General features: G+C 33.1%; 21 protein-coding genes. All 21 read right to left on the bottom strand.

The features are described from left to right. Positions 1-22: 22 nt before the first annotated feature. Positions 23-373 carry a DUF1831 domain-containing protein gene (locus AC1RPJ_RS05660; protein WP_481761692.1) on the bottom strand — a complete coding sequence of 117 codons (351 nt, stop codon included), beginning with the start codon at positions 371-373 and terminating at the stop codon, positions 23-25. A gap of 13 nt (positions 374-386) precedes the next feature. Continuing rightward, entirely contained in the window at positions 387-1,535 is a 1,149-nt protein-coding gene (locus AC1RPJ_RS05655) for a cysteine desulfurase family protein (protein WP_481761691.1), read from the bottom strand. Positions 1,536-1,559: 24 nt separating this feature from the next. Further along, entirely contained in the window at positions 1,560-2,243 is a 684-nt protein-coding gene (locus tag AC1RPJ_RS05650) for a 5'-methylthioadenosine/adenosylhomocysteine nucleosidase (protein ID WP_481761690.1), read from the bottom strand. Positions 2,244-2,271: 28 nt separating this feature from the next. Further along, positions 2,272-2,529 (bottom strand): DUF1328 domain-containing protein, encoded by a 258-nt coding sequence (locus AC1RPJ_RS05645; protein WP_481761689.1) that lies wholly within the window; start codon positions 2,527-2,529, stop codon positions 2,272-2,274. Next, complete coding sequence (locus AC1RPJ_RS05640) at positions 2,522-3,082, bottom strand: NUDIX domain-containing protein (protein ID WP_481761688.1); 561 nt, start codon at positions 3,080-3,082, stop codon at positions 2,522-2,524. Before AC1RPJ_RS05640 ends, AC1RPJ_RS05645 begins: the two co-directional genes overlap by 8 nt. 27 nt (positions 3,083-3,109) lie before the next feature. Further along, entirely contained in the window at positions 3,110-4,033 is a 924-nt protein-coding gene (locus AC1RPJ_RS05635) for an alpha/beta hydrolase (protein ID WP_481761687.1), read from the bottom strand. 82 nt (positions 4,034-4,115) lie between these two features. Next, positions 4,116-5,090, bottom strand: a complete 975-nt coding sequence (gene dapF, locus AC1RPJ_RS05630; protein ID WP_481761686.1) for a diaminopimelate epimerase — start codon at positions 5,088-5,090, stop codon at positions 4,116-4,118. Positions 5,091-5,208: 118 nt separating this feature from the next. After that, positions 5,209-7,992, bottom strand: coding sequence for an isoleucine--tRNA ligase (gene ileS / locus AC1RPJ_RS05625; RefSeq protein ID WP_481761685.1), 2,784 nt, complete (start codon positions 7,990-7,992; stop codon positions 5,209-5,211). 281 nt (positions 7,993-8,273) lie between these two features. Next, positions 8,274-8,972: a DivIVA domain-containing protein gene (locus tag AC1RPJ_RS05620; protein ID WP_409022377.1), complete on the bottom strand. Its 699-nt coding sequence runs from the start codon at positions 8,970-8,972 to the stop codon at positions 8,274-8,276. A 19-nt stretch (positions 8,973-8,991) separates the two neighbouring features. Further along, positions 8,992-9,774 (bottom strand): YlmH family RNA-binding protein, encoded by a 783-nt coding sequence (locus AC1RPJ_RS05615; protein WP_481761684.1) that lies wholly within the window; start codon positions 9,772-9,774, stop codon positions 8,992-8,994. Between the two features lie 6 nt (positions 9,775-9,780). After that, the gene (locus AC1RPJ_RS05610; RefSeq protein ID WP_409022375.1) at positions 9,781-10,074 is read right to left on the bottom strand and encodes a YggT family protein; all 294 of its coding nucleotides are present in this window, start codon (positions 10,072-10,074) and stop codon (positions 9,781-9,783) included. A 21-nt stretch (positions 10,075-10,095) separates the two neighbouring features. Next, the gene (locus tag AC1RPJ_RS05605; protein ID WP_481761683.1) at positions 10,096-10,509 is read right to left on the bottom strand and encodes a cell division protein SepF; all 414 of its coding nucleotides are present in this window, start codon (positions 10,507-10,509) and stop codon (positions 10,096-10,098) included. Positions 10,510-10,541: 32 nt separating this feature from the next. Next, positions 10,542-11,774, bottom strand: a complete 1,233-nt coding sequence (ftsZ, locus tag AC1RPJ_RS05600) for a cell division protein FtsZ (protein WP_481761682.1) — start codon at positions 11,772-11,774, stop codon at positions 10,542-10,544. 17 nt (positions 11,775-11,791) lie between these two features. Further along, a complete protein-coding gene (gene ftsA, locus AC1RPJ_RS05595) occupies positions 11,792-13,108 on the bottom strand; it encodes a cell division protein FtsA (RefSeq protein WP_481761681.1) in 1,317 nt (438 codons plus the stop codon). 120 nt (positions 13,109-13,228) lie between these two features. Continuing rightward, positions 13,229-14,077 (bottom strand): cell division protein FtsQ/DivIB, encoded by an 849-nt coding sequence (locus AC1RPJ_RS05590; protein WP_409022371.1) that lies wholly within the window; start codon positions 14,075-14,077, stop codon positions 13,229-13,231. An 18-nt stretch (positions 14,078-14,095) separates the two neighbouring features. Then, a complete protein-coding gene (murG, locus tag AC1RPJ_RS05585) occupies positions 14,096-15,196 on the bottom strand; it encodes an undecaprenyldiphospho-muramoylpentapeptide beta-N-acetylglucosaminyltransferase (protein ID WP_409022370.1) in 1,101 nt (366 codons plus the stop codon). Between the two features lies 1 nt (position 15,197). After that, on the bottom strand, positions 15,198-16,574 hold the full coding sequence (murD, locus tag AC1RPJ_RS05580; protein ID WP_481761680.1) for a UDP-N-acetylmuramoyl-L-alanine--D-glutamate ligase: 1,377 nt from the start codon (positions 16,572-16,574) through the stop codon (positions 15,198-15,200). 17 nt (positions 16,575-16,591) lie between these two features. After that, positions 16,592-17,557, bottom strand: coding sequence for a phospho-N-acetylmuramoyl-pentapeptide-transferase (gene mraY / locus AC1RPJ_RS05575; protein ID WP_409022368.1), 966 nt, complete (start codon positions 17,555-17,557; stop codon positions 16,592-16,594). Between the two features lie 21 nt (positions 17,558-17,578). Beyond that, positions 17,579-19,051, bottom strand: coding sequence for a UDP-N-acetylmuramoyl-L-alanyl-D-glutamate--2,6-diaminopimelate ligase (locus tag AC1RPJ_RS05570; protein ID WP_481761679.1), 1,473 nt, complete (start codon positions 19,049-19,051; stop codon positions 17,579-17,581). Positions 19,052-19,067: 16 nt separating this feature from the next. Next, the gene (locus AC1RPJ_RS05565; RefSeq protein ID WP_409022366.1) at positions 19,068-21,233 is read right to left on the bottom strand and encodes a penicillin-binding transpeptidase domain-containing protein; all 2,166 of its coding nucleotides are present in this window, start codon (positions 21,231-21,233) and stop codon (positions 19,068-19,070) included. Next, on the bottom strand, positions 21,230-21,598 hold the full coding sequence (gene ftsL / locus AC1RPJ_RS05560) for a cell division protein FtsL (protein WP_481761678.1): 369 nt from the start codon (positions 21,596-21,598) through the stop codon (positions 21,230-21,232). Before ftsL ends, AC1RPJ_RS05565 begins: the two co-directional genes overlap by 4 nt. Positions 21,599-21,606: the final 8 nt, after the last annotated feature.

Here is a 21,606-nt window from a genome sequence, read left to right as displayed (position 1 = left end):
AATAATAATAAAAAAGGTATTGTCATTTTGACAATACCTTTTTCAAAACATCCCTATCAATTAATTGACCAATCACATAATCAAATTGTTCAGTTTCAGCTTTTTTATCTTCACCATGAAATATATTAACTGCTTTAAGTCCATTAGCAGTCGTCGTTGACATTTTAAATCCAGTTAATGACTTATCAACGATAACTTTAACTTTAATGCCCTTATTGAAAGGTGAATTAGGATCTAAAGATCTCTCCAATTGAAAATTACCTGCTTTAGTTTCTGCAAATCCTAAATCTCTTAACGTATATTTTTTTACATCAGAACTCAATTCATAAGTTACTGTATCTCCTAAAAGTTGAATACTTTTTTCAAATGCCATTATTAAATTCCCCCTATTTTTTCAATCTACCAACTATTCTAACTAATTGTACTATAAAAGTATCTATCTCTTCAGCTGTATTATCTTTTCCAAAACTCAATCGAATAGATTCTGTGACTCTCGGACTCTTTTCACCGTACATAGCCATTAATACATGTGAAGGTTCGAGATTACCAGCAGTACATGCAGAGCCACCAGAAACAGCAATACCTGCCAAATCTAACCGGGTCTGTAATACTTCAGTTTGAATACCTTTTATCCAAATATTAAAGACATGTTGTAAGTTATCATCTGAGAGTGTCCCATTAATTTCAAAATCAATATGGTTATCATCTAATCCCGCTATAATTTGCTTTTTGAAGCCTTGATACTTTAATTGTCGTACTTGTTTTTCATCATCTGAGATTAAAGAAACAGCTTTAGCAAAACCTGCAATTGCTGGTATGTTTTCTGTCCCTGCTCGTCTCTTGTCTTCTTGCTCCCCACCTTTAATAAAGGGAGGGAAAAATATAGATTCTCTTCTATAGAGAAAGCCTAAAAATTTAGGCCCATTCAATTTATGGGCTGATGTTGATAACATATCTATATGATCCTCATTAACATCTATATCCAGTAGTCCATAAGCTTGAACAGCATCCGTATGGAACCAAGCTTGATGATCCTTTAAAATCTCACCAACTTCATGAATTGGCATATGACTTCCCGTCTCATTGTTACCCATCATGATTGAAACAAGAATTGTATCATCTCTTAAAGCCTCTTTAAAATCGACTATATTGATAACACCATCTTCATTAACTGGTAAATAAGTAACTTCAAATCCAATTGATTCTAAATATTTCATTGTTTTTAAAATAGCCTGGTGCTCTACTGCTGTTGTGATTAAATGCTTACCTAATGTTTTTCTCTGAATAGCTGTTTGCATAATAGCCATATTATCACTCTCAGTACCACCACTTGTAAAGATGATTTCTGATTCTTTTGCATGAATACTATTTGCAATAATTTGTCGACTATCATCAAGCACCATTCGTGCTGAACGTCCAAATTGATGTGTACTTGAGGCATTCCCGAAGGTGCTCTTCATCATATCTGTCATCACTTCAACGACTTCATTTGCCATTGGTGTGGTTGCTGCGTTATCTAAGTATATTCCTGACATTAATTTAGTTTATCTCCTTTTAATTTAGCTTAATAATGATAGAATCATTCGTGCTGATTTTTGACCAGCTTCAATAATAAAATCATCAAATGTTTGTCCAGCTTCTTCATCGCCAACATCTGACATCGCTCTAACAATAGTGAATGGAATACCAAATTGGTGTGCTGCCTGACCAACTGCGGCACTTTCCATTTCACTACAAAGAGCATCAGGAAAATGATTAAGTATGACATCTGTCTGAGCTTGACTTGCTATAAATTGATCACCAGATACAATTAGTCCTGGTTTTATACTTAAATCATTTTCTTGAGCCGCTTTTTTAATTGCATCGTTTAAATTTGTATCTGCCAAGTATTTAGTTGGTTGTTGGGGTAATTGACCAATTTCATATCCAAAAGCTGTTGCATCAACATCATGATAGGCAACTTCTGTGGCTAAGACCACATCTCCAATTTTAAGTCCATTACCAATACCACCAGCTGAACCAGAATTAATAACGGCTGTTACTCCAAATTCTGCAATTAAAAGGGCTGTTGTCATCCCTGCTTGTACCTTACCAATACCAGATCTAACCAAAACAACTTCTTTTCCATTAATTTGGCCTGTATAAAATGAAATCCCGCCAATTTCTTTGTCTTTTCTATTCTCTAGATGACTTCTAAGCGAAAGAATTTCTTCCTCCATTGCACATAAAATACCGTAAATCATGTTGTTACCCTCCATTTTTTATTAATATCTAAGGTAATAAGAATAAAGCTAAAAATACAATTACAATTGCAATAACTAAAAATACAATTGTCCAATTCAAAAATTGGTTTAATTTACTTTTTTTATTTGTTTTTTCTGGTTGTTCTGAAGATGAGCTTCTTGTTGGATGTTCATCTTGGTATTCCTTTTCAACTCGTTGACGTTCTTTTTGTCGAAATTCAGGATCATTCTTTAATTCTTGTAATCTCTGATATTCACTTCTCGATAACTTTTTTTCATCATCCATGTAATTCACCTTTTAATCGTTCAATTTCCCAATGATTAACCGCTAAAATAGTTTTAACATCAGTTATTTCACCAGATTTAATTTTAGCTTGAACCTCATTAAACGTCAATTCGACTACATTTAAAAATTCATCAATATCCTGAGGTAACTCGTTATCTACATTTTCTAATCCAGTCGCATAGAATAGCGTTAAATATTCGTCCGCAAATCCTAATGCTGAATGAAACCCATATATTTCAGCTAAATGTTTAGCTTCATAGCGTGTTTCTTCATTCAGTTCACGTGTTGCAGTCTCGATTAAATTATGATCATCGCCATCAATTTTACCGGCCGGAATTTCTAATGATGTCTTCCTAATAGGTGCTCTCCACTGGTTAACTAGAACAATTTTTTCTTCATCCGTTATTGCTAATATACCTACAGCACCATGATGATGTACGATTTCTCTATTTGATTGTTCACCATTTGGTAGTTTAACCGTCTCATTAACAACTTCTATAACATGTCCTTTGAATATTAATTCTTCTGATAAAACTTTTTCTTCTAAATTCATTTAATTAACCTCGTTATTTTACTTTTCCTAGTTAAAATATTGTTTTAAAAAATGAGTTACTTTCTTTTCATACTCAACTTTATCTTTTGTAAATGACGTAGCATGTTTAGCACCATGTGCAATGAAAATTTCTTTAGGTCCTCTTGTCGCAGCATAATTTTGATAAATCATCTCAGTCGGAACAAATTTATCGTCACTACCATGAATAAATAACACAGGTAACTTATTATGATTTAATTGCTTAATTGAACTTGCTTCATAAAATGAGTAACCTGCTTTAACTTTTGATATCAGACTAGCAATAGGGATAATAGGGATTTTAGGTAACTTATACATCTGTTTCAACTGATAAGTTAACTCATCAGCCACACTTGTATAGCCACAGTCTTCAATAATTGCCTTAACTTGTGAAGGCAATTTTTTCTCTCCACTCAACATCATAACCGTTGCGCCACCCATACTAACACCGAATAGAGTAATTTTTGAATCTGTACCTTTATATTTAATTACTTTATCAAGCCACTGTAAATTATCTTTTCTCTCTAACCAACCATAACCAATATAATCACCTTGACTTTGGCCATGTGCTCTTGCATCTGGTGCAAGAACATTATAGCCTTTGTCATGATAAAAATGAATAAAGCGGACCATTTCTTCTTTCTTTCCCATAAATCCATGAGCAACAAATATTGTTTTATTAGTTTTACTTTCTGCAGGAACATAAATTGCTTTAAGCTTTAAATTATCTTCAGATTTGATCTGCCAATTTAATTTTTTAACTTGTTTTAACCAAGTGTATTCTTTCTTTAACTCAGCACTTTTAGGTTCTGAATTAATAAATTCCTTATTGGTTGGTGTCTCCGCATATTCAAATAAATAATAACTAATGCCAAAAATAACAAAGCCAATTATTATCAGCATTAAACAAATTCCAATGATCCATTTTTTCATTAAATTTCCTCAAGCGTTTCCCTTTATTTTAAATTAAAAAAAGGATAAAAGACAGTCATTTATGTCTTTTACCCCCATAAAATTACATAATACTTAATATAAACTTTAAATAAGCATCCTGTTCATTAGTTGATATCCATTTGGCCTTAGAAAAATCACCATTCAGAGCATCAGCTAACTCAATTGTTATATTCGCAACATTAGTTGCATTACCAATTAGAGACATCCAGTAATTGCCACTCTCATCTTGATGCACAACAGTTTTAACCATACCACCAGGATTTTTTACATTAATTTCAGTTCCAAATGGCACTTTACCTTCACTTAACAGAACAAACATTAAACTTGAAGCAGACATTGCTGTTCCACACGCATTAGTAAACCCAACTCCGCGTTCATAAGTTCTAACAAAAATTGATTTATTATCTAATTTTTCAACAAAACTAACGTTAACACCATCTGGAAAATACGGATTTTCACCGTTTAAATAAGTTGCAATTCTTTCAAGTTCCGGTCCTTGTAACGTTGTATGATCAACAAAAGTAATTAAATGCGGATTTGGTACCGAGACAGCTGAAAACTTTAACGTTTGTGAAAATTCAGGAATAATTTCATCTACCAATGTTTGTCTTTGTAAAAACATTGGTAACGTTTGTGACTCAAAACTAACAGGTGAAATTTCGACATTGTAAGCTGCAACGCCTGCCTGAAGATTTGGTGCTTTCTTAACATCTAAATCAGCATGCATTGTCTCAACTTTAAATTCTGTTTGTCCAAATTTAGTTTCTAAATAGCGCCCAACAGTTCTTAAACCGTTTCCACACATACTAGCCTCTGTACCATCAGCATTGATGACTCTCATTTGACCTAGAACACCATTATGACTTGATTTATCAACGACTAAAATGCCATCTGAGCCACCGTGTAATCCAGATTCTCGATCACACATTTGAATTGCTAAATTCTTTAATTTTTCATCTGATAATGCTGTCTCTAATTTAGTTTGATCTAAAAGAAAAAAATCGTTTTCTGATCCATGTACTTTTACTAATTCCACATTGAACACCTGCTCTCACTATAATTGTATACCTTACATATTACGCTATATTTTTAGGATTGTAATCAATTTGACTCAAAAAAAGGAATAACTCTACGTTATTCCTTTTTTGAAATATTTAATTTTCAAAACCTTCTGTAACTGCCTCTGGATAACCTTGTTCAACAATCGTTGCACAACGATGACAGAGCGTTGGTAACGCAGTATCCTCCCCAACATCAGTCTTAACCATACGACATCTTTGACAAACTTCACCGTTAGCTACTTCAACTTTAACAGCTAAGTTATCAAAATTAGTTGCATCTTCTGGAACATCATCAATAGATAAAATTTCTAAATCAGAAACAATCAATTGTTGACGGATATCCGTATCAAGTACGTTAAGTAATTCTTTATCAGAATCATTCACATATAAAATAACTTTTGCTTCAAATGATTTCCCAATTAATTTTGCATCACGCGCATCTTCCAAAGCCTTTAAGACATATGAACGAATTTTCATGAATGCTTGCCAATTTTCAACAATTTTAATTTCACCATCAAAATGGGCAACTTCTGGCATTTCACTTAATTGAACATATTCTTCTGGTTCTTTCAAATAGTCCCAAACTTCTTCAGTTGTATGTGGCAAGATAGGTGTTAATAACTTAGCCATTGTTGTTACAATCTGGTATAGAACAGTTTGCATTGAGCGTCTTTCAAAACTATCTTCAGCTTCAATATAAACGATATCTTTTGCAATATCTAAATAGAATGCTGATAAGTCATTTGAAATAAATGTAATCACTTTTTTGTAAATTGCTAAGAAATCATATTCAGCATAATCATCCAAAACCTCTTTTGAAAATGTATTTAATTTAATTAACATATACTTATCTGCTGATGCCAATTCATCAAATGCAATTGCATTTTCATTTGGATCAAAGTCAGTTGTATTAGCCAAAATAAATTTAAATGTATTTCTAATCTTACGATATGTTTCAGAGACTTGTTTTAAAATATCCATTGAAACAGCGATATCAGAAGATGTATCTGCTGATGCTGTCCATAATCGGATAATCTCAGCTCCTGATTGTTTAATAACTTTACTTGGTAAAATGATATTCCCAAGCGATTTACTCATCTTATGTCCTTTATCATCAAGTACAAATCCTTGTGACATCAACTGTTTGTATGGTGCAATTCCATTAGTTGCAACGGATGTAATAACACTTGAATTAAACCATCCACGATATTGATCTGAACCTTCCATATATAGATCTGCAGGATACGTTAAATTATCACGTTTACCTAGCACTCCACGATGTGAAGAACCTGAATCAAACCAAACATCCATGATATCTTCTTCTTTTGTAAATTCACCATTAGGACTATGTTCACTTGTAAATCCTTCAGGAAGTAGTGCTTTAGCATCATTTTTGAACCAAATATTTGATCCATTTTTTTCAAACAATTGAGCAACATGTTCAATTGTTTCTGGTGTAATGATAGGTGTCCCATCTTCTGCATAGAAGATAGGTAATGGAACGCCCCAAGCACGTTGACGTGAAATCACCCAATCGCCACGATCTCTAATCATATTGTAAAGACGAACCTTACCCCATTCGTTTTTAAAATCAACTTTTTCAATTTCTTTTAATATATCATCGCGGAACATCTCTACTGATGCAAACCATTGTGCCGTTGCACGGAAAACAACAGGTTTTTTTGTACGCCAATCATGTGGATAACTATGCGTAAAGAATGAAAGTTTAAGTAAATGACCATTCTCTTTCAATTCATCAGTTACTAATGGATTAGCTTTATCATAAAATATCCCTTCAAATCCAGGCGCATCTTCATTCATGACACCTTTTTCATCTAAAACAGATACAACGGGTAATTTATACTTTTGTCCAGCAATAAAATCATCTTCACCATGTCCTGGAGCAGTATGAACAAGTCCTGTACCAGAATCTAAAGTAACATGGTAACCTAGAATAACTAATGATGTACGATCATATAATGGATGTTGCACTGTCATATATTCCATATCGCGACCAGAAAATTCTTTTAATACTTCAACATTTTCCCAATCAAATTCTTCTTTTAAAATATTTAAACGTTCTTCAGCGACAACATATTTTTTCCCATCAGCATTAATTTGGATATATTTATAATCAGGATGTACAGCGACACCATAATTAGCTGGAATTGTCCATGGTGTTGTTGTCCAGATAATCATTTTTGTATCTGTATCTAAAATATCTTTCCCATCAACTACATCAAATGTAATATACATTGATGGTGATTTAATATCGTGGTATTCAATCTCTGCTTCAGCTAATGCTGATTCAGACGATGGTGACCAATAAATTGGTTTTTTACCTTTATAGATGTAACCTTTTTCAGCCATTTCACCAAACATTCTGATTTCTTCAGCTTCAAATTCAGGTTGTAAAGTCATGTATGGGCTATCCCATTCAGCTGCAACGCCTAAACGTTTAAAATCTTCGCGTTGCAAATTAACTTGCTCCAAAGCATATTTTTCACATAATTCACGAAAATCAGCTTTTGACATGGTTTTACGATCAACACCTTGTTTAACCAATTGTTGTTCAATAGGAAGGCCATGAGTATCCCAGCCAGGAACAAAAGGTGATCTGAAGCCCATCATTGATTTTGAACGAACGATAATATCCTTCGTAATCTTATTTAAAGCATGTCCCATATGGATATTACCATTAGCGTATGGAGGTCCATCATGTAAAATGAAACTTGGTTTCTTTTCATTTAACTTTTGTCTTAGTTCATAAACACCGTTTTGTCTCCATGCATCTTCACGCTCTGCTTCTTTAACTGGTAAATTTCCACGCATTGGAAATTCTGTCTTACCTAAGTTTAAGGTTTCTTTCATTTTCATATTATAAACTCCTTTTAAAAGTTATTTTATTTCATTATACACAAAAAGACTCCGTTACAAGGGACGAAGTCTTCGTGTTACCACCCAAATTTAGAAACTTAACATTATATAACGTTAAATTTCACTCAATCATCGTGATAACGGAGATGAAGCCGATTAAACTTACTTGATCATTTCAGTTTAATGAAATCGTTGAGATGATAAATTATATAATACTTATTATCGACCTTCCACTATCATCGACTCGCTAAAAATGTATCATATAATTGTTATTCTCAAATTTATTTATTATCTGGGAAAATGACCATTGTATCTTGATCATTTTGCTCAGAATCTTCATTTGCATCTGATTCAGCAATAATTTCTGTAACAACAATATCGTCATTATTATTAACTGATTCTTTTATTTCTTTGGCTTCACGTTTTTCTTTGTCTTCTTCACGTTTTAAAACGTCTTGAATTTCAGAATATGTGCTTGTCTCGCCTTGTTTTAAAATTTCGTCCCAATCAGAACTTTTAACAACTTCTAATTGTGATTCCATCATAACTTTTAAACGTTGACGGAAAATACGTGCTTGTTTCTTCAAGTCATCAGTCTCAACAGCTAATTTTTTAGCTTTTTCTGAAGCCATATCAATAATATGTTTAGCTTTTTCATTCGCTTCATCAATAATATCATGACCTTGCTTTTGTGATTCTTTATTAATAATTTCAGATTCACGCTTAGCATTAACCTTAACGCGATCAGCAGCTTCTTGAGCAACAATAATTGATTGATTTAAAGAATCTTTTAAATCATTAAAGTATTCTAACTTTTCATTACTAGTTTTAACTTCTTCAGTTAAATTTTCATTTTCTTTTAACGTTATTTCATAATCTTTAATAATTTTATCTAGAAAATCATTAACCTGGTCTTGATCATAGCCTCGTAATTTTACGTTAAATTCTTTATTATGAATATCTAATGGACTTAAAGTCATTTTGCACGTCCTTCAAAATTTATTTTTTTAATATTGATAACTCTAATTTATATTTATCTTTTCTAGTCATACCTGCAATAAAATCTAACTTGATTCGTCCAAAACCACGAATTGACAAAACATCAAACTCTGCTAATTCATAATCAGGCTTATTAATAACTTGCCAATTTAAACTAACTTTTTCAGAATTAACTAAATTTTTGGCGTTTTGTCGAGACATATTATAAACAGCTGATATGACTGAATCGATTCGTAACGATGAAACTAATTCATTTTGCGATTGCCACTCATCTGTGACACTCACCGTTTGTGAAAAAGGAATCTCTTCAAGTGATACCTTAATTTTACCAATACGATCAACTTGACTAATCAAATAATTAGCCATCTTTTTTTCAACAACAACCTGCCATTGCTGACCATCTGTTAAAATATCACCAAGTACTTCTCTATCTAATCCCGCATTAGCCAAAGTTCCCAAAATTTGTCCATGTTTTAAGGTAGCAAATTTTATTGGATACTTAATTTCAATAAGTTGTAAATCAAAATCACTATCTTGAACATCGAAATACGCTGGATAAAAAAGTAATCTTTTTCGTTCAGCTTCTTTCGTGCCACCAAATAATTTTAAACTAATTTCGTCATTTTGGCCTAATAGATAGGTCGCAATATGTGCCTCTCTAGGATTTAAAAAATGAGTTAGAACTGCCCTGTACTCTGATTTAGCTTGCTCGATATAATCTGACAATGTATCAATAATTTCTTTTTCGTCGGACCTGAAATGTTGGTAAATTGTATCATTCATATATCATTAGCCTCCAACATAAAGACGAATCAAAGTAGTCAGAAGTCCCATAACCCCATTTTGGATGAAGCTTAGCGCGATTATCGCAATAATTGGTGAAAAACTAATACCCCCAATTGCCGGGATAAAACGGTCAAAAAATGCAAGGTATGGTTGACAAATTTTACTTAAGAAATGGCCAACCGGCGTATTATAAGCGCCTGGAAACCATGACATTAAAACGTAAATGATAATTGCTAGCTCATAAGCATCAAAAGCCCACGTAATCACTTTAGCTAGAAATGTAATAAACTCAATCATTTGTATACCTCGATTTTTCTTTTATTCGAATTTTTCAAAAATATTATCTGCCATATTTCCTTCAACAGTAAATGAGTTTGGTGTACAAAGAAAAATATTATCGCCAATTCTTTGAATTGTTCCGTTAATAGCAAAAATTGTTCCGGACAAGAAATCAACAATCCGTTTAGATTGAACTTCATCCATTTTTTGAAAATTTACGACGATTGCTTGATTTTGCATTAAATGCGTTGCAATATCCTTAACATCAGAATAAATTCTAGGTTCAAATAAATTAATTTTTTGTGGTTGACTATATTTACCATTTATCGAAACGACTTTATTACTTTGATTCAATGACGAAGTCCGCATAGACTCTTCGGTTTGGTAATCATCATTTTCAAAATCATCTTCTTCAGCTAACCCAAAAAAACGACCAATTTTTTCAAAAGCCATAATATCCGTAACCTCCCCATTGATTCATTTAATTAATCTTTACGTCGTTTTCTGAAAAACGGTGGTGTACTTAAACTATCATCATTATTTGTTGCTAAATCATCAGTTTTGATATCATTCTTAAAGACATCAAAATTTGGTTTTTCAACATTTTCAAATTCTGTTGATTTTTTTTCTTCAGGTTGACTTGATGGGTGCATAATATCCCAATCGTCAAAACGATCTTCTTGCTTTTCAGCTAATGTTGCTTTAGGTGCATCAGTTCTTGGTAATGTTCGTGTACGAACTGTGGCTTTTTTTTCTTCTTTAACATCATCAATACCAGTTGCAATAACTGTTACGACGATTTCATCACCTAGGTCTTCATTAATTGACGTTCCAAAAATAATATTAATTTCATCAGTTGCAGCTTGTGAAATAATTTCAGAAGCTTCTTGCGCTTCGAAAAGACTCATATCAGCACCACCGGTGATATTAAGTAGAACTTGTTTTGCACCATCAATTGAAACTTCGAGTAATGGCGAAGAAATTGCTTTTTTTGTTGCTTCAGCAGTTCTATTTTCACCAGTAGCAGATCCAATTCCCATTAATGCAGTTCCTTGATCAGCCATCACTGTTTTAACATCAGCAAAATCTAAATTAATTAAACCGGGTGATGTAATTAATTCAGAAATACCTTGAACACCTTGACGTAAAACATTATCTGTTTCTTGGAATGCTTCAAGCATCGGTGTCTTCTTGTCAATGATTTCAAGTAAACGGTTATTAGCAATAACAACTAACGTATCAACTTGATCTCTCAGATTAGCTATTCCTTCAGCAGCAAAACGGCTACGTTTAGGTCCTTCAAATGTAAATGGACGTGTTACAATTCCGACTGTTAAAATGCCTTGATCTTTAGCGATTTTAGCTACAACAGGAGCAGCTCCTGTTCCTGTTCCACCACCCATTCCAGCAGTAACGAAAATCATATCAGCGCCATCAATAGCTTCGATAATTGCTTCTTCACTTTCTTGTGCAGCTTTACTACCAATATCTGGAGTTGCACCAGCACCTAATCCACGAGTCAATTTAGGACCCAATTGAATTTTAATTTCTGCCTTTGAGCTTTCCAATGCCTGAACATCAGTATTTAATGCAATAAACTCAACACCTGAAACATTTTCATCAATCATACGATTAACAGCATTACCACCAGCGCCACCGACACCAATTACTTTTATTACTGCGCCTTTATCTTCACTTGAGTCCAAAGAAAATTCCATTACTTACTTCCTCCTATTTAATCGAAAAATTCATTAAAAAAGTTTTTAACTGATTTTAATGGATCCCCTGATGTTTTTGGTTTTCTAGTTTTTTTAACTTTGTTTTTTACTTCTTGCTTCTTAGGTTTTTCGTTGTCTGGTTCAACAATACTATAACTTAATTGATCAATATCAAGTCCCATTGCACTTTTCACTAATAATGTGACTTCATCTTGCTCGACTGCATAATTAATCAATCCTAAGGCTTGTGCAAATGAAGGATAGCGTAATCCCATTTGATCAGGGACGTAGGTTTTAACTTGAACTTGCAAAATTTCTGATGCTAATTCTGTAATTCCTGGTAAAGCTGCAAGACCACCAGTTAAGATAACGCCACCTGGTAATTCTAACGCCTTGATAGCATCTAATGAACTTTTTATTTTATCTAAGATTTGAGAGATTCTTGCTTCAATAATCTCTGCTAAATATTTTTCAGAGATATTGATTGGCTCACTTTGTCCAACAACATCAACTGGGAAAACATCATCTTCTGATGCTAACTCAGAATTAGCAAATCCATAATTGCGTTTCAATTTTTCAGCATTTTCAACAGATGTATTAAGAACCACTGAGATATCTTTCGTGACAAAATCGCCACCCTCTTGGTCCACGTATGTAAATTTCAACTTATGATCATGAATCACTGAAGCAGTCGTTTGACCACCACCGAGATCAATAAGTACAGTACCAAAGTCTCTTTCGCCATCTGACATCGCAACTGATGCAAGTGCTAATGGGTTCACGATTGTTTCTCTGATAGTTAGCCCAGCATTTTCAACACATTTTTTTAAATTATGAATAATTGTTTTTGGGCCAGTATAAACTGATCCATGCATTTCTAATCTCACACCAATCATACCACGAGGATCCTTAATGCCATCAAATCCATCAACTACAAATTCATCAGCAATAATATCAATGATATCTCTTTCTGGTGGTAAATTTTGAACTAATGCTGCACTCGCAACATTCACAACATCTTCATTTGTAATTTCTTTTGATTCATCTGAAACGGCAATCATGCCGTTACAAGGAATAATTTGTAATAAATTAGCAGGAATACCAACATGTACTTCGTGAATCTGAATATTTGCTTTTTCTTCAGCTTGTTTAATAGCTTTTTGTACTGAAATTACAGCCTTATCAATATCGACTACAATTCCCCTATTCAAACCTTGTGAGCGTTCATTACCAATACCAATTACGTTCAATTGACCATTAACGTATTCAGAAACGATAACTTTAATTGATGTCGTACCGATATCTAACCCCACATATATACCTGCGTTACCCATCTGAAAAAGAACCTCCTTACAGCTTGCTTTTAATATTATTTTTTATAAGATATAGTACTCATATTTTACCACATTAAGACCTGATTTAGAAAGGATATCCCATAGGCCATACCAACTTTGTTAACTTTTCTTATTATATGGATAAGAATATGCACCCACTTCTAAATCAACGACACCTTTTTTCTTCATTTTAGATGAGATACTTGGATAGAAAGCCATTTTATCGGCAAAATTATCAATATTAGCAATAATTTTATTTCTGTCATTCATGTATATATATATTCGCTGATTATTCACTTTGGATGGTTGATAATCGATTTCTGATATTCCATTTCTGATTTTCATCGGAATTTTTTTATATTGTTTAACCATTTTTTGCAATATATTTGTTTGATTAAACTTAGAATACGTAGGATAATTCCCCACTGGTTGGTCAAATTTCTTACTTCCAATTGTCCCATTCAAAAATAATTGATAGTATGTTTTATTTTTATAAATATATCCTGCAAGATCATATTCATTAATAGAAAGTTTAACACCATTCCATTTATTATGGCTAACAGTTAGTGACTTCACCTGTGGCAATTCTTTTTTTATATCCTTTAAAATAGCTTTTTTTCTAAAAAACGCGTGGGATAATGGATCATTAATGTGTAAATTACTAGCATTTTCTACTTGTACTTTTGAAACTGTTTTTTCACCTGAAATACTAATATTTTGTATTTTACTTAATGGTGAAATAAAATATAGTGCAATTAAACCAATAATCAGAAACGAACCAATTATAATAATTAATTTTTGTTTTAGGGCATGATGTTGATATTTTTTTAATTTTGGTAATCGGTCACTAATTGTTTTGGGGTTTCCAAAAAAATCGAATCGTTTATTTTTCTTCTTTTTTTTCTCTTGTAAGGCCTCCCAAGGTGTCAATTCAGCTTTTTTTCTTTTTAAGAATTTATTTTTTGACATCTTATTTGGCCTCCTAACTTATTCTTTAATTTTGATTAAATCTTCCATAACCTTAATTAGATTATCTGCAGCATTGGGCACACCCATTTTACGTGAATTATTAGCCATCTGTCTTCTCACATCAGTATTGAGCATCATTTCATCTGAAACCATGACCAATTTTGATCCCGTTAACTTATCCTCAGTAATAAGCTTAGCTGCATTATTATCAACTAGACTCATTGCATTTTTTACTTGATGATTATTTGTAACATAAGGGCTAGGCACCAAAATAGATGGTAATCCAAGTGCAGTTATTTCTGCTATACTTGTTGCACCAGCACGTCCTAAAATGACAGAAATATGGCTTAATAAATTAGGCATATTATTTAAATATGGTTTTATCACAATATTTTTATTTAATTCTATCCCGTTTAAATCATTCATAATTTTATCGTAGTGAACGTTACCTGTAACAAATAAAATTTGATATGGTTTTTTATTTAATTCAGGAATTGCTTCAACCATTGCTTGATTAATTTTCGCAGCTCCTCTTGAACCACCAAAAACTAACATCGTTGGTACATCATCTAATAATCCATATTGCGATAATGCTTCAATTTCTGTTTCATTTACAACCTGTTGTGCGCGGGGATTCCCTGTGAAAACAACTTTTTTCTTAGGAAATTGATCTGCAACTGATTCAAAAGAAATAGCTACTTTATCAACAAAGTGGCTCAAAAATTTATTTGTTACACCTGCAACACTATTTTGTTCATGAACAATAGTTGGAATATGTAATCGAGCAGCAGCATAAACCACTGCACCACATACGTAACCGCCTGTTCCAATAACAATGTCTGGTTTAAATTCTTTAATCATTTTCTTTGCGTCTTTCACACTTTTTAAAAATAGTTGGACTGTCTTAATATTTTCTACTGATAACGATCTTTTAAATCCTTGAATTTTAATTGTTTTAAATGGAATTCCATTATCTGGAACGATTCGGCTCTCAAGTCCTTTTTCAGTCCCAACATATAAAAATTCAGCCGTTGGATCTTTTACTTTTAGCGCTTCAATAAGGGCCAACGCAGGGTAAATATGCCCGCCAGTGCCACCACCAGAAACAATAATTTTCATTTTATTTATCCTCTACTTGCATTAATTTTTCAACCGCTTCAATATATTTGTCACCACGTACTTCAAATGAAGGATATTGATCCCAACTAGCTGCTGCTGGGGATAACAATATAATATCATTGTTATCACTTAATTTATATGCTTCGGGAACAGCTGCAACAACATCAGTGACTTGCTTAATTTGAGTAATACCTGCCGCTTCTCCAGCATTTCGCATTAAATCAGCTGTTTCACCGAAAACAATCATTGCTTTTACATGTGCTTTAAGTACAGGCACCAATTTTTCAAACGTAAATCCTCTATCTAATCCACCAGCTAATAGTATAATTGGATTCGAAAATCCTTTTACAGCCATCTCAGTTGCTTCAATATTAGTTGCCTTTGAATCATTATAGAATTTGCGATTATGCCATGCGCTAACAAACTGTGTACGGTGGCGTACTCCTGTAAATGTCGATAATACTTCTTGAATAGCAGTATTTGTTACACCTTTAATTTTAGCAGTTACGATAGCTGCAAGCGCATTTTCAATATTATGTTCACCAGGAATATTAACTTCATCCGATTTCATAATGAATTCATTCTGATAGTAAATATTTCCGTCTTTTACATAAGCCCCTGTTTCAATTTCATCTAATCTAGAAAATGGCACAATGTTAGCAGAACTTGTTTTAGCTAGTTCACGAAGTTCTTTTAAATCCCAATTGACAACAAGAAAATCACTAGAATCTTGATTTTCAGTTATTCTCATTTTTGCTTTCACATAATTTTCTCGAGTTTTATGGTAATCCGTATGTGCCTCATAAATATTAGTAATAACGGCTATTTCTGGTTTCAATTTATCAATGCCACATAATTGAAAACTTGATAATTCAGCTACAATAATATCATTTTTGGTTACCTTTTTTGCTACGGCAACAGATGGAACACCAATATTTCCAGCGACAAATGCACGTCCTTGCTTTCTTTCTTGATTTAACATCAATGAAATCAGCGTCGTTGTAGTTGTCTTACCATTCGTTCCTGTAACCCCGATCATTGGCGCTTCAGAAATTTCATAAGCAAGCTCTGGTTCTGTAATAATAGGTAAACCTTTTTCCATTGCCTTTTCAATAAGTAAATTTGTATATGGAATTCCAGGGTTTTTTACGACTAACTCAAAATCCTCATCTAGTAAAGAGAGTGGGTGTCCGCCCGTAATCACTTTGATTCCTTCAGCCAAAAGCTCTTTAGCTTCAGGGTTATCATCAATATTTTTATGATCATTCACAGTCACAAATGCGCCTAAATCTTTTAAAAGTTTGGCTGCATTCAAGCCACTCTTTGCTAAACCTACAACTAGAACCTTTTTATTTTGATAATTCGTAATATTTTTCATTCCAATTAAATCTCCCTTTATAAAATGACTAGTAACGTTAAAATCGCAGCAATTAACCCAATAGTCCAAAAGACAATATCAATTTTCCATTCATTCCAACCACTCATTTCAAAATGATGATGAATTGGGCTCATCTTGAATATGCGTTTACCTGTTAATTTAAATGAAGCTACTTGTAAAATAACACTTGCCGTCTCACAAACAAATATAATACCAATAAAAATGAGTGATAGTTCTTGGTGTAATAAAATTGAAACGGTTGCTAATGCACCACCTAATGCTAACGATCCCATATCTCCCATGAAAACTTTAGCTGGTTTATGATTAAACCAAATGAACGCAATTAATGCGCCAATGACAGATAAACAAAAAATAAGTACATCCTTTTGTTGTTGTACTTGCGCAACAACTGCATATGCACCGAATGCAATAATTGATTGACCTGAAACAAGACCGTCAATTCCATCAGTTAAATTAACCGCATTAGAGAATCCAACAAGCCAAATAATAATGAATACAGCATAAAGAATACCGATTGAGACCTCACCAAAACCAAAGACATTAATTGCAAGTGGCAAATGTTCATGGACATAAACGACGGTGAAGATTAATCCACCAACTATTTGACCCAATAATTTTTGCCAAGGCTTTAAACCTTCATTTTGTCGTTTGAATAATTTGATACTGTCATCCCAAAATCCTAAAATAGCATATAAAAATAAGATGAAAATCATAATCATCATCGCTGGTGTCATAGAATTAGCCCATATACCTGTCCAAATTGCAGTAATAATAATAGCAATATTAAAGACAAATCCACCCATTGTTGGTGTACCAGACTTTTTCTCATGCCATTTTGGTCCTTCTTCTCTAATCATTTGCCCTTGTTTACGTATTCTAAAATAGCCAATAAATAATGGCATAAACATAAACGTTAATGCGAATCCACTTACCAACGGTATAAACATTTCTGGTTTAGTCATTGTCTTATCCTCACTCAATTCTTATTTTTTATTTAATGCTCCCGATGCTTCTTCAACATCGTCAAAATGCACTTTTTCTCGACCAAGAATTTGATAATCTTCATGACCTTTACCAGCAATTAAAATAACATCTCCTGGTTGCGCCTTTTTTATTGTTTGAGCAATTGCATCGTGTCGATCCATTATAACAGTTGCTCTATTTTCTGGAATTCCAGTCAGCATGTCTGCCATAATTTCCTTAGGATCTTCAGTTCTAGGATTATCCATAGTAAATACTGGGTAATCACTATGGTCAGCAGCAATTTTTGCCATTTTAGGACGTTTTCCTTTATCACGATCACCACCGCAGCCAACAATGCAATAAATTTTATTTTGTGCAAAATCTTGTATTGTCTCTAAGACATTTAATAACCCATCTGGTGTGTGCGCGTAATCTACAATTACACTGATACCCGTTTTAGAAGGCACTAATTGAAAACGACCTTTAACACCAGTCACTTTTTCAAGTGATTTAATAATTTGTGTTTCATCAAGTCCAGCAGCATATGCGGCACTAAACGCAGCAAGCATATTATAAACATTAAACAAGCCGATTAATTGCATTGTAACATGAGTTGTTTCACCAAAAAGAATTAAATCAAACTCAGTTCCATGACTCTTAATTTCAATATTTTTAGCTTGAATCATGGCATCATCATTTTCGATACCGTAAGATAATATTTGAGCAGAAGTAAACTGAGTAAACGTTCGAGCCACTGGGTCATCAAAATTTAAAACAGCCACTTTTGAGTCGCCTGATTCAGTATAATGATTACCCAACTGAGCAAATAACATACTTTTTGCATGTGCATAATTTTCCATTGTTTTATGAAAATCTAAATGATCTTGTGTCAAATTTGTAAAAACTGCGATATCAAAATCAATACCCCATACACGTCCTAAGACTAACGCATGTGAAGAAACTTCCATTGCAACAGTTTCAACTTTTTCTTGTTTCATTTGTGCTAAAGTTCTTTGCAATGTAATAACATCTGGAGTTGTATTATTCGAAGGATACAGTGTATCATTTATTTTACGATACATTGTACCGATTAAACCTGTTTTTTGATTTAAGTCACGATAAATTTGTTCAATCAAATGTGTAACAGTCGTCTTACCATTTGTACCAGTAACACCAATCATTCTCATCTGCTGACTTGGGACGCCATAAAATGCATCGGCAAGAATTGCCATCGCACGATTTGTATCTTGGACATAAACGACTGGAACAGGTACATCAACTGGTTTACGAGCAATAATAATCTTCGCACCTTTTTCAACCGCTTGATTCACAAAATCATGTCCATCAACTGTATAACCTTCAACAGCAACAAATAGACTATCTTCAACAACTTCTCTTGTATCTTGTGTTAATAGCTTAATATCTAACTCTGAATCAATCGCCGTTGATACTCGTTTAAATTTTAAACTTTGGATTAATTTATCTGCTCTCATATCTATATTCACCTTTTTATTTTAACGTTAATTTCACCATAGTTGATTTTTTAACAACTGTATTCGCCTTAATACTTTGAGCTGCTACATAACCACTACCCGTTGTCGTTAAGTTTAGTTTCATTAATTCTGCAGCATTCACCGCATCACTCTTTGACCAACCGGTTAAATCAGGCATAATCATTTCACCATTTGTTAATAACAATATTTTACGTCCGGATAATACAGTCGTTCCAGCAGGTGGATACTGATTAGCTACCGTTCTGCCATGTCCGATAACTGCAATATCTAGATTTTGTTCGTTTAATTTTGTTTTAGCTGATGAAGTTGAACTATTTGTAACGTCTGCTACTGTTACATTAGTCTTTGCAGTTGATACCGCTGTTGAACTGTCTTCTTCTAAAGTCCTCTTCATCAATGGATTAAATATTTGTGCCAAAATAGCATTACCACTGGTACCTTGCATATTTTGTGGTTGTTTCATCGTTACATACATAATATATTTTGGATCTTTGGCCGGCGCCATACCTACAACTGAAAAGACATAATTTGCATCACCCGTTAGATATCCAGTTCCATTTGGATCCGAAATTTGGGCAGTTCCTGTTTTTGCAGCTATCTTGTAACCATCAATTTTAAAGGCATTACCGGTCCCATAATTTTTGTAGATAACATCTTGCATCATGCTTAATACTTCTTTAGACGTTGATTTTTTAATAACTTGTCCTAAATTTGTTGTTTTAGCTTGATACGTTGTTTTTCCAGTATTAGGATCTACAATTTTATCCACAAGCGTTGGTTTGATCATCTTACCGTTGTTTGCAAATGCCGTAAAACCTTGCATCATTTGCATAGTTGTCACATTTATTCCTTGACCAAAAGCTGTATCTGCTTGTTCAATTGGGTATTGAAATTCAATACTACCTTTTGCTTCATTAGCTAATCCCAGATTTGTACTTTCCAGGAAACCAAATTTTTTAATATATTTAAGCCAAGCAGTATGCCCCATCGCTTGTTCCAACTTAGCCATACCAACATTACTTGAACGAGCGAAACCTTCACGATAAGTGATTAAACCCCAACCAGATGTATTCCAATCAGGAACAATCTTAGTTCCCACTTTTAAAACACCTGATTTATAGACGGCATTCTCATTGTAGGCATTATTTTCAATAGCAGCTGCCATTGTAAATACTTTCATAGTCGAGCCAGGTTCATAACTATCTTCAATTAGCGTATTACGCCACATCTTTGAAATACCACTTTTGGTATCTGCATTAAATGTAGGCCGTTGACTTCCTGCCAAAATTTTTCCATTTTTAGCATTCATTATAACAACATTCATTGATTTAGGATTATATGTTTTTTGTACGTTAGTTAGAGTTGTTTCAAGATACGTTTGTAATTTTGTATCAATGGTTGTATAAATATTATTTCCATTTTCAACTTTTTTTGTTTTTGTCTTTGAGTTTGGTAGTTGGTAACCATAACTATCTTTTTGGACCTTTTTTAACCCGTCTGTTCCACTTAATTGTTTATTAAATGCTAATTCTAGTCCCATTACACCAGATAAAGTTGAATCACCTTTTTTTGAAGTGCTTTTTGTCACACCAATTAAATGTGATGCAAAAACACCATTTGGATATAATCTTGCTTGTGTTTCAGTGAAATAAATACCTTTTAAATCTGCTGATTCTATCTTGTTTTTTGTTTCCAAAGATAAGTTTTTACCAGAATTACCAAATTCAACTTGGTAAGTTCCTTTTTTTGCATTCAAAATATTGTAAACTTTAGATTCTTTCATTCCAATCGCATCACTAATAACTTTTGCAGCTTTACTCTTATCAGTAACGTATAACGCTTTGTTATTTGCACCAACATATGATTTTGATAGAACTGCATAAATTGAGTAGTTTGTTGTATCTTCAGCAATCGGTTGATTTGAATCATCATAAATGGTTCCTCTATTTGCTTTATCAATTCGACTATTTTCATAAAGTGCCTGTGTTTGGCTACTTAAATTAACATCTGAAACTTTTCCACCTATTACAATATAAGAAAAACGAATGATAAACATCAAAAGAATCGCTAAAACGGCCAGGATTAGTAGCACACCAAACCTTTGCCTATTTCTACGTTTCTTTTTCATGTCATTTATCATCCGTTGCTTTTGATTATTCATTTCGTTACATTCCTTATTCTACTCTCACTTAAATTAAGACCATTTTTATTAGCGATACTATTTAATCGATCATTACTGGCAAGTTCGTTCACTTCTTGTGTCAAATCAGAACTCTTAGTTTGAATAGCTGTTATTTCGCTGTTAATATTTTGTAAAAATTGACTACTATTAGACAACTCTACCTGAGATGAAACTAGCATAAGCATAAGTACCAAAGAAATTGCACCAATTAAACCAAATAATGATTTTTCAATTCTAGAAAATGCAACACTTTGTGATCCCACTGTTTTTTTATGTATAGGTTGTTGTCTTGGATTTTCTTTATATTCTCTTGGCATTTGTCGTGCTGTGCTATTTTGTGCCATGATATGTA

The sequence above is a fragment of the Dellaglioa sp. CoH-57-MRSF-17 genome, assembly GCF_056782015.1.
This window is presented reverse-complemented; position numbering and strand designations above follow the sequence as displayed.

Excerpts from the sequence above, each read along its gene's own strand:
- ileS (WP_481761685.1), bottom strand. The coding sequence starts at position 7,992 with ATGAAAATGAAAGAAACCTTAAACTTAGGTAAGACAGAATTTCCAATG.
- AC1RPJ_RS05615 (WP_481761684.1), bottom strand. The coding sequence starts at position 9,774 with ATGAATGATACAATTTACCAACATTTCAGGTCCGACGAAAAAGAAATT.
- AC1RPJ_RS05605 (WP_481761683.1), bottom strand. The coding sequence starts at position 10,509 with ATGGCTTTTGAAAAAATTGGTCGTTTTTTTGGGTTAGCTGAAGAAGAT.
- AC1RPJ_RS05635 (WP_481761687.1), bottom strand. The coding sequence starts at position 4,033 with ATGAAAAAATGGATCATTGGAATTTGTTTAATGCTGATAATAATTGGC.
- AC1RPJ_RS05565 (WP_409022366.1), bottom strand. The coding sequence starts at position 21,233 with ATGAATAATCAAAAGCAACGGATGATAAATGACATGAAAAAGAAACGT.
- mraY (WP_409022368.1), bottom strand. The coding sequence starts at position 17,557 with ATGACTAAACCAGAAATGTTTATACCGTTGGTAAGTGGATTCGCATTA.
- ftsA (WP_481761681.1), bottom strand. The coding sequence starts at position 13,108 with ATGGGTAACGCAGGTATATATGTGGGGTTAGATATCGGTACGACATCA.
- AC1RPJ_RS05590 (WP_409022371.1), bottom strand. The coding sequence starts at position 14,077 with ATGTCAAAAAATAAATTCTTAAAAAGAAAAAAAGCTGAATTGACACCT.
- AC1RPJ_RS05645 (WP_481761689.1), bottom strand. The coding sequence starts at position 2,529 with ATGGATGATGAAAAAAAGTTATCGAGAAGTGAATATCAGAGATTACAA.
- AC1RPJ_RS05610 (WP_409022375.1), bottom strand. The coding sequence starts at position 10,074 with ATGATTGAGTTTATTACATTTCTAGCTAAAGTGATTACGTGGGCTTTT.
- AC1RPJ_RS05640 (WP_481761688.1), bottom strand. The coding sequence starts at position 3,082 with ATGAATTTAGAAGAAAAAGTTTTATCAGAAGAATTAATATTCAAAGGA.
- ftsZ (WP_481761682.1), bottom strand. The coding sequence starts at position 11,774 with ATGGAATTTTCTTTGGACTCAAGTGAAGATAAAGGCGCAGTAATAAAA.
- AC1RPJ_RS05655 (WP_481761691.1), bottom strand. The coding sequence starts at position 1,535 with ATGTCAGGAATATACTTAGATAACGCAGCAACCACACCAATGGCAAAT.
- AC1RPJ_RS05570 (WP_481761679.1), bottom strand. The coding sequence starts at position 19,051 with ATGAGAGCAGATAAATTAATCCAAAGTTTAAAATTTAAACGAGTATCA.
- murD (WP_481761680.1), bottom strand. The coding sequence starts at position 16,574 with ATGAAAAATATTACGAATTATCAAAATAAAAAGGTTCTAGTTGTAGGT.
- AC1RPJ_RS05650 (WP_481761690.1), bottom strand. The coding sequence starts at position 2,243 with ATGATTTACGGTATTTTATGTGCAATGGAGGAAGAAATTCTTTCGCTT.
- murG (WP_409022370.1), bottom strand. The coding sequence starts at position 15,196 with ATGAAAATTATTGTTTCTGGTGGTGGCACTGGCGGGCATATTTACCCT.
- AC1RPJ_RS05620 (WP_409022377.1), bottom strand. The coding sequence starts at position 8,972 with ATGACTTTAAGTCCATTAGATATTCATAATAAAGAATTTAACGTAAAA.
- ftsL (WP_481761678.1), bottom strand. The coding sequence starts at position 21,598 with ATGGCACAAAATAGCACAGCACGACAAATGCCAAGAGAATATAAAGAA.
- AC1RPJ_RS05660 (WP_481761692.1), bottom strand. The coding sequence starts at position 373 with ATGGCATTTGAAAAAAGTATTCAACTTTTAGGAGATACAGTAACTTAT.